Source organism: Paenibacillus ihuae (genome assembly GCF_001368795.1).
Lineage (GTDB): Bacteria > Bacillota > Bacilli > Paenibacillales > Paenibacillaceae > Paenibacillus_AQ > Paenibacillus_AQ ihuae.
The window spans coordinates 20,545-35,686 of record NZ_LN831199.1 but is presented as its reverse complement, the minus strand read 5'-3'; the positions used below and the strand labels follow the sequence as shown (position 1 = coordinate 35,686).

Below are 15,142 nucleotides of genomic sequence, written 5' to 3'. Positions count from 1 at the left end.
ATAATTCTTTTGAGCTGGAATTCAACCTGGCGGAGGAACAGAAGTGGGAGCTGCTCGAGTCTGTTCGCAAATCCTCGGAGATGGCCGACATCCACTACATCCGCCAAAAGGAACCGCGCGGCCTGGGACATGCCATCTGGTGTGCCCGCAAATTTATCGGCAATGAACCGTTTGCGGTTCTGCTGGGTGACGATATCGTTGAATCAGACAAGCCATGCCTCAAACAGATGATTGAGGTCTATGACCAGTATAAATCCTCCATAGTCGGTGTTCAGCCAGTGCCTTGGGAAGAGGTATCCCGTTACGGGCTGGTAGACGGCAATGCCCTGGCAGACCGCGTCTACAAAGCCAACCGGCTGGTAGAAAAGCCAAAACGTGAGGATGCACCGTCCAACCTGGCCATCCTGGGAAGGTATATCTTAACCCCGCGTATTTTTGATATGCTCGGGGAGCAGCAGGTGGGGGTAGGCGGAGAAATCCAGCTCACAGATGCCATCGCACGGCTTAGTGAAGTGGAACGGATTATCGCGTATGATTTCGAAGGCAAACGCCATGACGTCGGTGAGAAAATGGGTTTTATCCAGACAACTATTCATTATGCGCTGCAGCATGAGGAGCTCAAGGAAGGTCTGCTGGATTATCTGAAACAAGTAATCGACAGCGAAGCCGGGAAAGCGGCAAAGCTATAATACTGGAATAATAAACGGCATCCATTCATACCGGTCCAATATAAAAGGGACAAGCTGCATTCTGCAGCTTGTCCCTTTTATGATTAAGTGTATCAGGTAAAGCTTGTGAGAAGCTCTTAGAACTGCTGCGCAACAATCGCATCAATCTGCGCCGCTTCCGCAGCATCAGCTGCAATCAGCAGATCGTATACAGCTTGATCCTGGCCTCCGCTGCGTTTCAGTGCAGCCAGGTACCATCGGGCAATCTCGCGGTTTGTGGCGTCTTTATAATCTTCGCTTAGGCCGGTTTTCAGAGTAGCTGCCGCAGTTTCGTTATCGCCCGACATCAGCTGGAGTTTGCCGGCATTCAGAGCGATGCTAGGTGTAACGGAGAACGGACGTCCCTGTAGCTGTTCAGGAGGCAGAGTCTTCAGATGCTCAACACCGTCAACTACATGTTTGTAAGCCTCAAGGCCTTCTGCGAGATACTCCTGCTTCTTGTTATCATCCTTCTGATCATAGGCGGCGTATGCAAGGGTAAAAGAACGGCTGATCAGAGCGTCATACCATTCGATATCCCAGTTGAACTTATCTGCATTATCGCGGTAAACAGTATAGCTGAGATCACCTTGGCCTTTTAGATCATAGTAACCTACCAATTGCTTCAAAAGCTCTTTATTATAAGGTTCGTCCTCAACTGCACGGGACACAACACTGTAGGCTTCCTCAAGGTATTGCTCATCCTTCGTCTGATTAAATACCTGCTGGTCCATAGAGGAAAGGTATAGCGCCGATTCCGGATGGAAAGGACGGTCTTTTAACGCTTCTACCAGTGGAGCTTTGATTTCTTCATAGGACTGGCTCACCCCGATGAGGTTCTTAGCTTTCATTGCGGCGTTGCTCGATCCGAGGTAGCCGATGGTCAGGAACAGCAGGAACAGAGTGCCTGCAGCAAGGATGGCGAAGTAGCCAATCCGCAGGCTTGATTTATTCCAGTTCCGGCGCAAGGTTCTGCTGTCCATCGCTACACTCATACCGGCAAGGCTTAGGAAGACCAAGATGCCCATAAAAGCATAACTTAAGTTGAAATCCAGCAAGCTGTGTACCAGAATGGATAGCGTAATAATATAGAAGAAGTAGCCATTCGCAAAGTCATCCTTATCACGTTTCAGGTAACCGCGGATGTACTTGTAGAAAATATATCCGATAAAGCCGATAAACACGATAAAACCGACAATCCCGACCTCGATTAAATACTGCAGGAAGAAGTTATGCGCCTGGCGGCTTGTGTAAGGGTTATTCTGATAATGCTCGTATAGCGATGCCCAGCCGCCGCCGCCGGCGCCGAGAATCGGATAATCCTTAACAACCTTTAAGGCATCTTTATAAAATGTGAAACGTTCCAGAACACTATGCTGCTTAAAGTTGATGTTCTCCAGCCGGGTTTCGATGTTGGCAGGCAGGATACTGCGCACGCTTGTCCCAATCAGCAGGAAAGCAATAATACCGACAAGGACAAGGGAACCGAGCGGAAGCCACAATCCAGTAAGCTTGCGGGAGCCCCAAGCACCGAGCTTTTGCTCGAGCCAAGGAGCTACAAACCGCTGTACCGCCCATCCGAGCCCTGCTACTACAATAGAAGCAACAATCAGGTAAGCCCAGCCCTTAACAGCAGCACCAGAGGTGAAGGCCGTATTGAGTTCTGTACCGAGAGTAGTCAGCGGGTTAGTTACCGCCAGAGCGGCAATGCCGGCAAGTGCAAGATGAATTATCCAGAGAATCTGCTGAGCGGGCTTAAGCAGAATCAATAGCAGGATGAAGACCACCGGCAGCATGACAAGTCCGCCACGGGATAATGTCAGCAGCAGGGATACGATAATCGGCACCAGCATAAAACCATGCGTCAGCGTCCCGTACCACTTTTTGGAGCGGATCAGGGCGAAGACGGCAACAAACAGAAATGCCATCAGAAAAGCGGCATATGTATTCGCATATTGGAAAACAGAAGTCAGGCGCAGACCGTTAGAGTCTGTCATCACGGCATCCAAGTATTTGCTGTCGCGCACGCTGTTAGAAAACCAGCCAACCAGAGAGCCGGCAAATTTCGCCCCTCCCAGCCAGTTAATCAGCCCAAAAGCGACAATAAAATAAGAAACCGCAAGAATTGCATTTTGAATGACAACATTTAGTTGCTTTTGCTTGAGCAGATATAACGCTATAATGAATATTGCTATATACATGCTCTGGATCAACAGCAGATTCATCGCCATATAATGCGAAGCAGCGCCAAAGAGCGACAAGGCATACGTGATTGGTAGCAGCAGTGATGCAACAACAACCAGGTCGCGCTGCTCCTCCAGCTTGAACTTTTTAAAGTACAAGCCCATCCAGACCAGCAGCATAAGGCCGCTAAGCAGGGAGGATACATAAATCGGCTTTTCAAAGTCCAGCTGCTGTCCGTTAAATAATGCCACCTGGAACGGTGTCCAGATCAAAAACAGGATGAACGCAGCAACCAATGCCCACACCTGGCTGGATATTTTTTCAACATTTCTCGACTGAGCTGCATTTTTACCGTATACTGGTTTCGACACGTTTTAATCTCCTTTTCCTGTAGGTACGTGGATATTTTAGCATAAGTAGTTACTTTCTAAAAGGAGCATCAATTTATTAGTAGAAGGAGATAGTGAATTGTTAAAATTATTAATGTCACAAGAAATGAACTCAAGAATCAAATTAATATATAATTTGGCGCAAAATGATTTCAAGAAAAAATTTAAGGGGTCTTATTTTGGGATATTCTGGGCATTTGCCAATCCCTTAATTACAATTCTACTTTATTGGTTTGTTTTTCAAGTTGGTTTTCGATCCGGGGTAACGACGAGCGGAGCTCCATTTGTGGTGTGGCTTATTTGTGGGATGATCCCGTGGTTTTACTTTGCAGAGGCATTTGCAAATGCAACTTTAAGCTTTACAGAATATAGTTTTTTAGTGAAAAAAGTTGTTTTTAAAATCAGTATACTACCGCTTGTGAAAATTTTGTCATCGTTTTTTATTCATTTATTTTTCTTGTTATTCCTTCTTATCATCCTAATTATCTATGGGATCTATCCGGGCATATTTTGGTTGCAAGTGGTATATTACTTAGCTGGTATGGTGGTCTTGTTAATTGGAGTTAGTTTTATTACATCCTCTATTGTTCCATTCTTTAGGGATATGAATCAGATCGTTTCAATTATAGTTCAAATTGGATTCTGGTTAACTCCTATCGTTTGGTCTTTGGACATAACACCTGCTAAATATCAATTTTTATTTAAACTTAATCCTTTCTATTATATTGCAGAAGGTTATCGTGATTGTTTTTTGAATAAAGTCTGGTTTTGGGAAAAACCTTTCGAAACTTTGTATTTTTGGATAATTACCTTTGGTTTATTGCTGGTAGGCGGATTAATGTATAAAAAATTAAAACCTCACTTCGCTGATGTTTTGTAGAATTAAGGAGAGTAGAAATGAGTAATGTGATAGTAATAAATAATCTTACAAAAATATATAAATTGTATAAAAATCCTCTGGATCGTTTAAAGGAGTCTTTAAGCATAACTGGCAAGAACTATCATAAAGATTTCTTTGCCCTGAATAATGTGACGTTACATGTTCAAAAGGGAGAGGCTTTGGGTATTATCGGAAAGAATGGTTCTGGGAAGTCCACTCTTCTGAAAATAATGACTGGAGTTCTGTCTCCAACCTCAGGAGAGATATCCGTTAACGGCAGAATATCCGCTCTATTAGAACTGGGAGCAGGGTTTAATCCTGATTTTTCCGGTTTGGAGAATGTATATTTAAATGGCACTATGATGGGGATGAGCAAGGAAGATGTTGATGAAAAAATCGATGATATTATTGCTTTTGCTGATATAGGGGATTTTATTCATCAGCCGGTAAAAACATATTCGAGCGGTATGTTTGTGAGGCTAGCATTTGCTGTGGCGATTAATGTTGAGCCTGAGATATTGATTGTTGATGAAGCCTTGTCAGTAGGTGATATTTTCTTTCAGGCTAAGTGTTTCAAAAAATTCAGTGAATTTAAGGAGCAGGGTAAGACCATAATATTCGTTACTCATGATATGAGTAGCGTGATGAAATATTGTGATAGGGTCATTGTGATGAACGAAGGAGTAATCGTTGATGAAGGCTCGCCCGGTCCTATGATTGATCTTTATAAGAAAATATTAGTAAACCAATTCACTGGAATGGAAAAAGAGGGTAACAAAATAGAAAATATTAAATCCGAATGGAAGAAGGGAATTAATATTAATCCTTCTTTTAGTGATTATGGGAATAATAAAGCTCAAATTATCGATTTTGGAGTCTTTGATCATACTGGAGATTTAACAAATGTCATAATGAAGGGCAAAGAATTTAAGCTGAAGATTAAAGTGCTTTTCAATGAAGATATTGTGGATCCCATTTTTGCCTTTAGCATAAAGGACATTAGAGGTACTGAAATTACGGGTACTAATACAATGCTTGAATCAATTAATACAGGCTCAATAAGCAAAAATGACATATATGTAATAGAATTTACTCAGGATATTTCACTGCAAGGTGGAGATTATTTGATCTCCTTCGGCTGCACCGGGTATGAAAATAATGATTTTGTTGTATACAATAGATTATACGATATATTTAATATTCATGTAATTGCCAATAAAAACAGTGTGGGATTCTTTGATATGGATTCTGAAATTAAAGTTATAAAGAATGAGAGGATTGGAATAAGTGGACAGTTATGAAGACAAGCGGCTCAATTTTTCGTTTTATAGTGGAGAAGATCTGTACTCTGATGGTGAAATAGAAGATGAAATGCTTGAAATCGCTAAGAATAATACAGATTTTGATAATATCATTGCTAATGATAATCGATGGCCTATACTATATCATTTTTCCAGTAAAAGACATAACCTGCTGGAGTGGTATCCCTTTGACAAGGGAGCTGAAGTCTTAGAAATTGGGGCGGGTTGCGGTGCTATTACAGGAGTTCTTTGCGACAAATGTAAGCATGTAACTTCGGTTGAACTGTCAAAAAAGAGATCGTTAATAAACTATCACCGCAATAGAGATAAACAAAACTTGGAAATCATTGTAGGTAATTTGAATGATATTGAATTCGATAAGAAGTTTGATTATATAACTCTCATTGGTGTGTTGGAATACGCAGCGATGTATACTATTTCCAATTCACCCTATAACGATTTTTTGAAAAATATAAAGAAGAATCTTAAACCTAATGGAACCTTAATAATTGCAATAGAAAATAAATTCGGTTTGAAATATTGGGCAGGAAGTAAAGAGGATCATACCGGAGTGCTTTTCGATGGTTTGGAAAACTATCCATCTAACCGACAAGTATCCACTTTTTCTAAATCGGAACTAACCACAAAACTACTTGATGCAGGATTTAAAGAAAATAGGTTCTACTATCCATACCCTGACTACAAACTACCGAATTCAATTTATTCAGATGGAAGATTGCCGAAGATCGGGGAGTTGCAAAATAATTTAGTTAATTATGATCAATCTAGAACGATCCTTTTTAGCGAACAAGCTGTATACAATAGCATTCTGCATAGTGAAGGTGAATACCCCTTTTTCTCCAATTCTTTCCTTGTCTTTTCAAAATAAAAGCTAATTAACCACTTTGAGGAGTGAGAAGTAGTGAATATACTATATGCGAGATATAGTAAAGACCGACATCCTCACTTTCAAATGAAAACCGTTATTTATGAAGAAGACGGTCTTAAGAAAGTGATGAAACAAGCTGTTGCTCCGTCTGGTGTCGCGCATATTCGAAAGATTATGCAGAACTATAAAGATTTGAATATGCATTATAAAGAGGATATTTTGCTGCGGCCTCAACTTCAAGATGATTCAATAATATTTGAATACATAACTGCGTATAGTCTTGATGAGTTGATTTTAGAGGCTGCTCTTAACAAGAAGAAAAAAGATTTCTTTTATTATATTGAATTATACAAACAATTTATTAATGAGGTTGCCTGTTTTAACTATACGACTTTTAGCAATACGGAACAATTCGTTAGCTTTTTTAACAAGAAATATCCCCTTGAAGGCTTGAAGTCATTTATTACCCCTAACATAGATTTGAATTTTGATAACATCTTCCTTTTAAAGAATCAAGAATTTAAAGTACTAGATTACGAATGGGTTTTGAATTTTCCAGTGCCTGTTGAGTTTGTAGCCTTTAGAGCTATCAATACTTTCTATTACGCGCATTATTCATCATTAGTTAATTTCGTAGATGTTAACGAATTATTTGACGTCTTTGAAATATCTGATGAGAGAATAGTGCACTATACGAAGATGTCGATTGCATTTGCTGACTTTGTGGGAACTAATCAAGCAACAGTCCGACAGAATGGTTACCTTAAAAAAAGTAGTCCTTTTGAGTTTAAAGAGCCGGAAATAATCACGAGTCAATTATTCTACAAGAACTCGAATGAAGATATATTTTCTGAGGAAGACAGCATGAGGATTGGTGTTGATTCACAAACATCAATTCTCCAATTTTCCGTTGACGCCAATATGAAAAATTTTAGATTTGATCCAGCGGATAAGAGTAGCGTTATCCGTATCGAAAAAGCAATTGCATATGACTCCGCTGACAAAGCTCTTGAATTGAGCCTGATGGATACAAATGCGAGTTTTGTAATGGACTCCACACATTTTTTTGCTACGGATGATCCTCAAGTATACTTTTTTATTGAGCCTGGTTTTCAAGCCTCTAGAATTGAAATCACTTTGAAATATATTCATTTTTTAGAAGAGGGATTTTTTATTCAAATTGGTAAGCGGTATGAAGAATTAACAAGGTTTCTTAGTTCATTGGAGAATAATCTTGAAAAAGAGAGGGAGTTTTCACAACAAACAATCTTGGATTATCAATTACGGATAGATGAGAAGCAGGGATTGCTCCAGACTGTTCAAGATATTAATCTTAGTCTCGAGGTTGAATCGAAAAGACTAGAATCTGAACTATTAGAACAAAACAAGGTGAATAATGAACTCTGTCATGAAAATTCTCAACTTATAAGCGAAAAAGAAATTTTACAAAAAGATTTGAAAATAAGTAAAGAAATTATAAGTGAAATCGAAAGTACTATTTGGTGGCGAACTATGCAGAAATTAAATAGTTTAGGTAGGAAAATTAAAGGTGAAGCGAAAGGAAAGAACAAATGAAAAAAACAATGAACGTTTCCTCTTTATATGGTTTAGAGATGAAAGCAATGAACGAATCTTCTAATGAGTGGAATAGTCTCAATAATGATCCGCAGATGTACTTTAATGAAACATTTGTAAAGGGATTCTATAAAATAGTTTGGCAAGGAGCATCTAACGACACTAGATATTTACGCCTCTATATAAATTATGGAGAAGGATATAGTCAAGAAAATTCATTACTTCTAGGTGTGCTGAATGAAAAAGAAAACACACATTTTAAAATTGTTAAATTTGACAATGATGTTAAGGATATAAGGTTAGATCCAGGGGATATGCCAGGAGATTTTAAATTTGAAAATCTAAGCTTTGAAAAAATATCCTTTGTTTCATACTTCAGACTTGCTCTTGAGAAATATGCGAATATGTATGGTAATGAAAGCATTTTTCGGTTGATGAAAAAAGGATACCGAAAATGGAGAGAACATGGCTTTAAATGGGTCATTACAAGAGCTGAGACGTTGTTGATTAACCATTCCTCTGACTCGGGAATGCAGCAAAACTATGAATCCTACAAGTTTGTGGAACAAGAACCAATGAAATACATTGAGTCTGCTAGTGATCCTTTGTTCTCGATTGTTTTGCCTTTCCATAGCGGAGATCTCCAGCTTTTAAAAACATGCTTGGATTCCGTGAAAAGGCAGTCTTTCACTAAATACGAAATAATAATAGTTGGAAAAAATATCGTTGGACTTACCAACTATTTTGAGAAGTCTCAACTTAAACTAATCGAAGTAGCCAGTGATAATTTTATGGATCATATTAATGCTGCTTTACCTCATATTTCTGGTGACTATACATTTGTTCTTGAAGAGGAGGATTTCATATCTATTAATACTCTTTATTATGCTTCACAAGCAATTAAGGAAACAAATAGTGATCTGATTTATATGGATGAAGACAGATTTATGGGAGAAGAACACTTTGCGCCCCTTTTTAAGGGGGAATTTATTTTATCGGATATCAAAAATAAAAGTGAATTTATTGGTCCAGTGTTTGTTAAATCAGAGATTATGAAGGAAAATTCCGGAATAGACCATTATTCATTATTGAAAGATAATCTCATCACACAAAGTAAGGTTATTCAACATATACCACAGGTTATTTATCATAAGCGTGCTTCTGTGTCCCAATGGGAGGAAGGAGAAAAAGAAAAATTAAAATCATTCCCTTCTATCTTCCACAATATCATGAAATTCCTGAGAATAATGAGTGGTGGGGAAAAGGATTTACAGAATGGACAAATGTTACAAAGGCTCTTCCTTTATATGAAGGTCATTATCAGCCTCAAATTCCAACTGATTTAGGCTACTATAACTTAGTAGAAGATAAAGATATAAGAGAACGCCAAGTAGAATTAGCTAGAAAATATAGCATCTTTGGGTTCTGCTATTACTATTACTGGTTCAATGGAAAGAGGCTTCTTGAAAAACCGCTTAATGATATGATTGCAAATAAAGAATTGGACTTTCCTTTTTGTATATGCTGGGCTAATGAAAGCTGGTCTAGAAGATGGGATGGTCAAGAAAAAGAATTGCTTATGCAGCAGATTCATGATGAAGACTCAGACAAAAGGTTTATTGAAGAGGTTATTCCTATGTTGAAAGATAGTAGATATATTTGTATTGAAGATGGAGTTCCGATAATTCTAATTTACCGAGCAGAACTGTTTCCCGATTTGAAGAATACAGTGAAGTTTTGGAAAGAAAAATGTCAAGAAAACGGGATTAAGGATTTACATGTGTGTATGGTCCAATCCTTTGGACAGCAGGATCCAGAGCTTCATGGGTGTGACTCTGCAGTTGAATTCCCTCCACATGGTGTCTATGCAGCTGAGATTTCCAATCAGATTAAAGGGTTGGATCCTGAATTTGATGGAAACATTTATAATTATAGAGAGGTTGTAGAGCGGAATTTGCGAAAAAAGAATTCCAATGATTACAAATGGTTTCGTGGTGCCATGTTGAGTTGGGATAATACTGCCAGAAGAAAAAAATCTTCTAATATATTCTTTGACGCCTCACCTGCTGAATATGAGAAGTGGATGATTGGATTAATTGACTACACTAGGAAATTTAACAGAAAAGATAATCAAGTTGTTTTTGTGAATGCATGGAATGAATGGGCCGAAGGCACTCATTTAGAGCCGGATACCAAGTATGGACATGGATATCTGGAAGCTACACAAAGAGCATTAAATGTTCGCTAATAAACTAGGAGAGAACGCTATGACCAATCCCCCTTTAGTTAGTGTTATTGTTCCATCTTATAATTATGAGAAATTTATTGTTCAATCCTTAGAGTCTATAGTTTCTCAAACATATGAGAATTTAGAGTTAGTGATTGTTGATGATTTTTCCAAAGATAATAGCGTGACACTGATCAACCAATTAATATCACAGGAAAAGATAAAGCAACGTTTTGATGGGAAGATACAATTTATAAAGCATGAAGTGAATCGGGGTGCTCATTTTTCTATAAACGAGGGAATTAATGCTTCCAGGGGTGAATATATCTCGATTCTAAATGCGGATGATCTTTATGATGACAATCGGTTTGAGGTAATGATGGCAGCAATGTATTCCCAAAATGCTAAGTTTTCTTTCTCAAAGATAAGTGTGATTGATGGGGAAGGAATGTTGGTCGACAGTACCAATGGCGAAGCTGGTAAGTTTGTTGCAGTTCAAAATTCAATACAAGACTTTCCAACAGTAGGGTGGTCCCTTATTCCTCATAATGCAGCTATATCTACAGGGAATATGTTATTTACTCGAGAGATATATAATAATGTAGGGGGATTTAGGAACTTAAAGTACTGTCATGATTGGGACTTTATTCTGAAAAGCTTAATACTTACAGAACCCCTATATATACCGGAAACTAACTATTACTATAGGCTGCATGGGAATAACTCATATTTGCAGTTGGATAACGTTGTAGATAGAGAAGTGAAAACTGTATTAGGATGTTTTTTTTATAAGTGTAGGAAGAAAAATTTACTTAATAGCTTGTGCCCTAGTCCTCAGAATTGGAAGAGTGAGTTTTTAACACGAATTGAAAACATGTCACTTCAAAAATTCTGGTTGTTTTCTATGACACCATTAAACTTGTTTTATCAGTTAAGACAATCGTTTAATGATCGAAAGTAAGAATTACAGGAATCATGGAATCAGTTGGGAAAAGGCGAAATCAACTTTAATAATTAAATATAATAATTAACTAAGGATGTTATAAATGAAAATTGAGATTAATGTTGATGATAAAACGATTAACATTTATAGAGCAATAATAATTTTCTTATCTATAGTCATTTTTGGGTATTTTCTCAAGCTTAATGGCTTTACGCCCTATTGGAATGACGAATTCTATTACAGCTTTATTAGTGGTGGCGATGCTAAGTTAGGCAGCATTTATGATATTATCCGTTCACAACATTATTTATATTTTAATTGGACAGGCAGAATACTCATACATGGTATAGTTCAAATTTTTTTACTGGTGGGCAAAGATTATTTTAATATTTTCAATTCGATTTTTATTTTGTTTTTAATATATTTAGTATGTTCTTTTGTTCGGGTTAGAAAATTTAATAATAAAGAGGATTTGCGGGATTTTATTATCGTAACTCTACTTTTATGGTTTCTGATGCCTGTAATGGGGCAAACAACATTCTGGCTTGCAGGATCTATCAACTACTTATGGTCTACGGTATTTGTCTTGGTATTCCTGTTGCCTTATAGATATTTGCTGGAAGATAAATATATCATTAGAAATAACATAGCGAGCGTTGTAGTAATGTTCTTCTTAGGTTTACTGGCAGGCTGGTCGCAAGAAAATGCTGCTGTTACAGCAGTTGTATTTGTAGGTAGTGCTTTTATATTTATAATCTACAAGCACAAAAAAATTCCGTATTGGTTTATAAGTGGAAGTATGGGTCTTATTATTGGGGCTATATTTCTTCTTCTGGCTCCTGGTAATGGGGTAAGAAAAGAAAAAATGTATTTCGATTTAAGCTTAAGGGACCAGATTCATGGCTTTATTCAATCAATGAAATATATTGTGCTTCACGAACAGTTATCCTTATTTATTTTGTTTTTAGTAATGTTTATTTATGTTTTGTTTACAAAAGCTGAATCAAAAACAAAAAATATTAGCTTAACTCTGTTACTTTTCCTATCAGGGTTTACCTCGTATCTTGCAATGATTGCTTCTCCTGAGTTTCCAACTCGGGCTACGTTTATAGGCGCAATCTTTATAGTTATTTCAATAATGGTATTATCTTCCTGCATTAATCAAAAGTTTCTAGTTGCTATAATGATAGTCGCTATAATTCCATTCTTTCTATCAGTTACTAATCTTTATAATGATATGCAGACAGTAGGACATGAAAATGCTCTAAGAGAGAAAGTAGTCGCAGAAAGTATAGAGACTGGGAATTATGATGTGCGACTTCCCAAATATTCTGTAGAAGGGAGTGACAGAGTATTTATTTTTGATATCACTATGAATCCTAAATATACATCTAATGAGCATTTTGCAAAATTTTACGGCTTGGATTCAGTTGTGATTGACACCCCTGTATTAGTTGTTGAACTGAAGGAGCCCGTTATCAATCAGTATCAATTATATTATGATACCGGTAAAGGATACAACGAGTCAGACACTTCCTACGCAGGGATTTATAACCAAACAGACGGAAAAAGACTCTATTTTAAACTTCCTAATAAGCCTATTTATAGATTCAGATTTGATCCCGGGATTCATGCAAATGAAAAAATTGAAATTTCAAAAATTACTATTCAAAATAAAAATATAATAAAAAATTACGATAGTGCCCAATTACAAGAAATGCTAATTCCACAACATGATATTTACTCAGTGACAAATAAGGTGGATTATCTGGAATTGATCACTAGCGGTAGTGATCCGCAACTTGAATTTGTTAATGATTATACGGATAAGGGTACGGGAATCACTATCGATTTTGCTGGTGAGCTTTCAGAAGAAATTCAAATTTTTTACGATTTAGGAAAAGGGTTTAATGAAAATAACTCAGTTAAAGTTGATATGAATGACGATAATAAACTAGTTACTAAATTGCCCGCCAAAAATATACACAATCTTAGAATCGACTTGGGGAATAAACAGGATGTTGTTATAGGAATAAAAACAATTAGTATTGAAGCTGGGAAGACGATAGAAATCAAAGATCTCTTTGGAAAAACCTCCTCTTTGATTCAGTTGGAAAAGTCAGAGGTTAAAGATGATATCGATTACTTTACAACAAAAGGAAACGACCCATCGTTCCAAATTAATGATTTGGAATCGATACTTGCGAGTGAATAAGTATTAGTTCTGATCTATAAATAAGTGAAGAGGATGAAAAAGGCATGGAGTTTAAGTTGTCACTTATAGTTCCTATGTACAATGAAGAGGCTAATATCGATACTTTTTATAGAAGTATCACAAGTACTATGTTGAAGAATTCATATAACTTCGAAATTATATGTATAAATGATGGGAGTAAAGACAATACTCTATTGCTGCTTAGAGAACTGGCACACAATGACGAACGAATCAAGGTAATCGATTTATCGAGGAACTTTGGCAAAGAGGTTGCAATGTCTGCAGGTCTAAAATATGCTTCAGGAGATGCAATTATTCCAATTGATGCTGACTTGCAAGATCCTCCTGATGTTATTCCACTATTAGTGAATAAGTGGACTGAGGGATATGATGTTGTGTATGCAACACGCACTAAGCGAGAAGGCGAAACTGCACTTAAAAAAATGACTGCACACATGTTCTATAGAGTCATAGCTAAGCTAACAAGAATCGACATCCCTGAGGATACAGGTGATTTTCGGCTTATGTCTAGGCAAGTTGTCGACGCTTTGAACCAACTACCTGAGCATCATCGATTTATGAAAGGACTTTTCAGTTGGGTGGGCTATAAACAAACTAGTATTACTTACGAACGAGAGGCTCGATTCGCTGGGAAAACTAGTTTTAATTACTGGAAGTTGTGGAACTTTGCAATTGAAGGTATTACCTCATTCAGCTTTGCACCGTTGCAATTTTCTTCCTACCTAGGATTTTTTGTATCAATCACTTCTTTTATCTACATGATTTATCTCATTTTTAATACTATCTTTTTTGGTAATCCAGTTGCAGGTTATCCTTCTCTAATGGTGGCTATATTGTTCTTTGGAGGTATACAATTAATTACGTTAGGAATTATTGGAGAGTATATAGGAAGAATCTATAATGAAACTAAAAGACGACCCCTATTTCTTGTTAGAGAAGAAATAAATATCCCATCTTCATCAGTTTCTAGGAAAAATTAGTATGACAGTTATGGGCTGGTTAAAAGAGAAGTTTTACGAGAACATTACGTTTTTTAAGTTTATCTTGGTGGGTGTCTTAAACACCTTGGTTGGATTAGGTTCGATATTTATCCTATTTAATACTTTGCATTTTAACTATTGGGTATCAACCAGTTTGGGGAATATTATCGGAATTATTTGCAGTTATGTATTAAATAAAAACTTTACTTTTCAATCTAAAAAAAGTACAAATAAAACAGTTTGGAGATTTTTCTTAATTTCATTACTCTGCTACCTAATTTCATATTATCTTGGTCATATATTGAATATGCTCATGGATGATGCTGGATTGCTGGAAAAGAGTAAACTTACTGAAAATGTTTCTATTTTAGTAGCATCAGCTCTTTATACAATATCTAACTATGTAGGTCACAAATATTATACATTTCGCAAGAGTTAAGAGGCTTATATTAATAATGAAGCACTTCGACAAATGTAGTGAATAGTATAAGAATAATTAAAAAATATCTGGGGGTAAAATTAATTATGAAATTACTCGTTACCGGTGGGGCCGGCTTTATCGGCAGCAACTTCGTAATATACATGCTGCAGCAGCATCCGGAATACAAGATCGTCAACGTGGATGCACTGACGTATGCGGGGAACCTGGAGAATTTGAAGTCTGTAGAAGGCAACCCGAATTATACATTTGCCAAAGCTGACATTACGGATGTGCAGGCGATGGATGCGCTGTTCAGCCAGGGTGTTGACGTTGTGGTCAATTTCGCGGCGGAATCGCATGTGGACCGGAGTATTTTGGAGCCGGATGTGTTTGTGAAGACGAATGTGTTG

13 protein-coding genes are annotated in these 15,142 nt (G+C 37.2%); 12 read left to right on the top strand and 1 reads right to left on the bottom strand.

All coding sequences use genetic code 11. From position 1 onward, the window contains the following. Positions 1-689, top strand: a 689-nt coding sequence (locus AQR02_RS19865; RefSeq protein ID WP_082451985.1) for a UTP--glucose-1-phosphate uridylyltransferase, incomplete at its 5' end; no start/stop codon positions are given. Positions 690-805: 116 nt separating this feature from the next. On the opposite strand, the gene AQR02_RS19860 is transcribed toward AQR02_RS19865, so the two are convergent. Continuing rightward, entirely contained in the window at positions 806-3,262 is a 2,457-nt protein-coding gene (locus AQR02_RS19860; RefSeq protein ID WP_054942201.1) for an O-antigen ligase family protein, read from the bottom strand. A 97-nt stretch (positions 3,263-3,359) separates the two neighbouring features. Between AQR02_RS19860 and AQR02_RS19855 the strand changes: the two genes are divergently transcribed. From AQR02_RS19855 to AQR02_RS19805, 11 genes are all read left to right on the top strand, one after another. Further along, a complete protein-coding gene (locus AQR02_RS19855) occupies positions 3,360-4,160 on the top strand; it encodes an ABC transporter permease (RefSeq protein WP_245237632.1) in 801 nt (266 codons plus the stop codon). Between the two features lie 17 nt (positions 4,161-4,177). Beyond that, positions 4,178-5,461 (top strand): ABC transporter ATP-binding protein, encoded by a 1,284-nt coding sequence (locus AQR02_RS19850; RefSeq protein WP_054942200.1) that lies wholly within the window; start codon positions 4,178-4,180, stop codon positions 5,459-5,461. Then, the gene (locus tag AQR02_RS19845; RefSeq protein WP_054942199.1) at positions 5,448-6,350 is read left to right on the top strand and encodes a class I SAM-dependent methyltransferase; all 903 of its coding nucleotides are present in this window, start codon (positions 5,448-5,450) and stop codon (positions 6,348-6,350) included. The genes AQR02_RS19850 and AQR02_RS19845 overlap by 14 nt, the downstream gene beginning before the upstream one ends. 84 nt (positions 6,351-6,434) lie before the next feature. Further along, a complete protein-coding gene (locus tag AQR02_RS19840) occupies positions 6,435-7,925 on the top strand; it encodes a hypothetical protein (protein ID WP_209444226.1) in 1,491 nt (496 codons plus the stop codon). Further along, complete coding sequence (locus tag AQR02_RS34645; protein ID WP_054942197.1) at positions 7,922-9,271, top strand: glycosyltransferase family protein; 1,350 nt, start codon at positions 7,922-7,924, stop codon at positions 9,269-9,271. The genes AQR02_RS19840 and AQR02_RS34645 overlap by 4 nt, the downstream gene beginning before the upstream one ends. Continuing rightward, positions 9,160-10,173, top strand: coding sequence for a glycosyltransferase WbsX family protein (locus tag AQR02_RS19830; RefSeq protein WP_245237681.1), 1,014 nt, complete (start codon positions 9,160-9,162; stop codon positions 10,171-10,173). The genes AQR02_RS34645 and AQR02_RS19830 overlap by 112 nt, the downstream gene beginning before the upstream one ends. A gap of 19 nt (positions 10,174-10,192) precedes the next feature. Beyond that, positions 10,193-11,113, top strand: coding sequence for a glycosyltransferase family 2 protein (locus AQR02_RS19825; protein ID WP_054942195.1), 921 nt, complete (start codon positions 10,193-10,195; stop codon positions 11,111-11,113). Between the two features lie 85 nt (positions 11,114-11,198). Beyond that, positions 11,199-13,310 carry a DUF3329 domain-containing protein gene (locus tag AQR02_RS19820; RefSeq protein ID WP_054942194.1) on the top strand — a complete coding sequence of 704 codons (2,112 nt, stop codon included), beginning with the start codon at positions 11,199-11,201 and terminating at the stop codon, positions 13,308-13,310. 44 nt (positions 13,311-13,354) lie between these two features. Beyond that, complete coding sequence (locus tag AQR02_RS19815) at positions 13,355-14,311, top strand: glycosyltransferase family 2 protein (RefSeq protein ID WP_054942193.1); 957 nt, start codon at positions 13,355-13,357, stop codon at positions 14,309-14,311. Position 14,312: 1 nt separating this feature from the next. Further along, positions 14,313-14,750 (top strand): GtrA family protein, encoded by a 438-nt coding sequence (locus AQR02_RS19810; protein ID WP_082451982.1) that lies wholly within the window; start codon positions 14,313-14,315, stop codon positions 14,748-14,750. Between the two features lie 86 nt (positions 14,751-14,836). After that, positions 14,837-15,142: GDP-mannose 4,6-dehydratase (locus tag AQR02_RS19805; RefSeq protein WP_148449175.1), on the top strand; the 306-nt coding region annotated here is incomplete at its 3' end.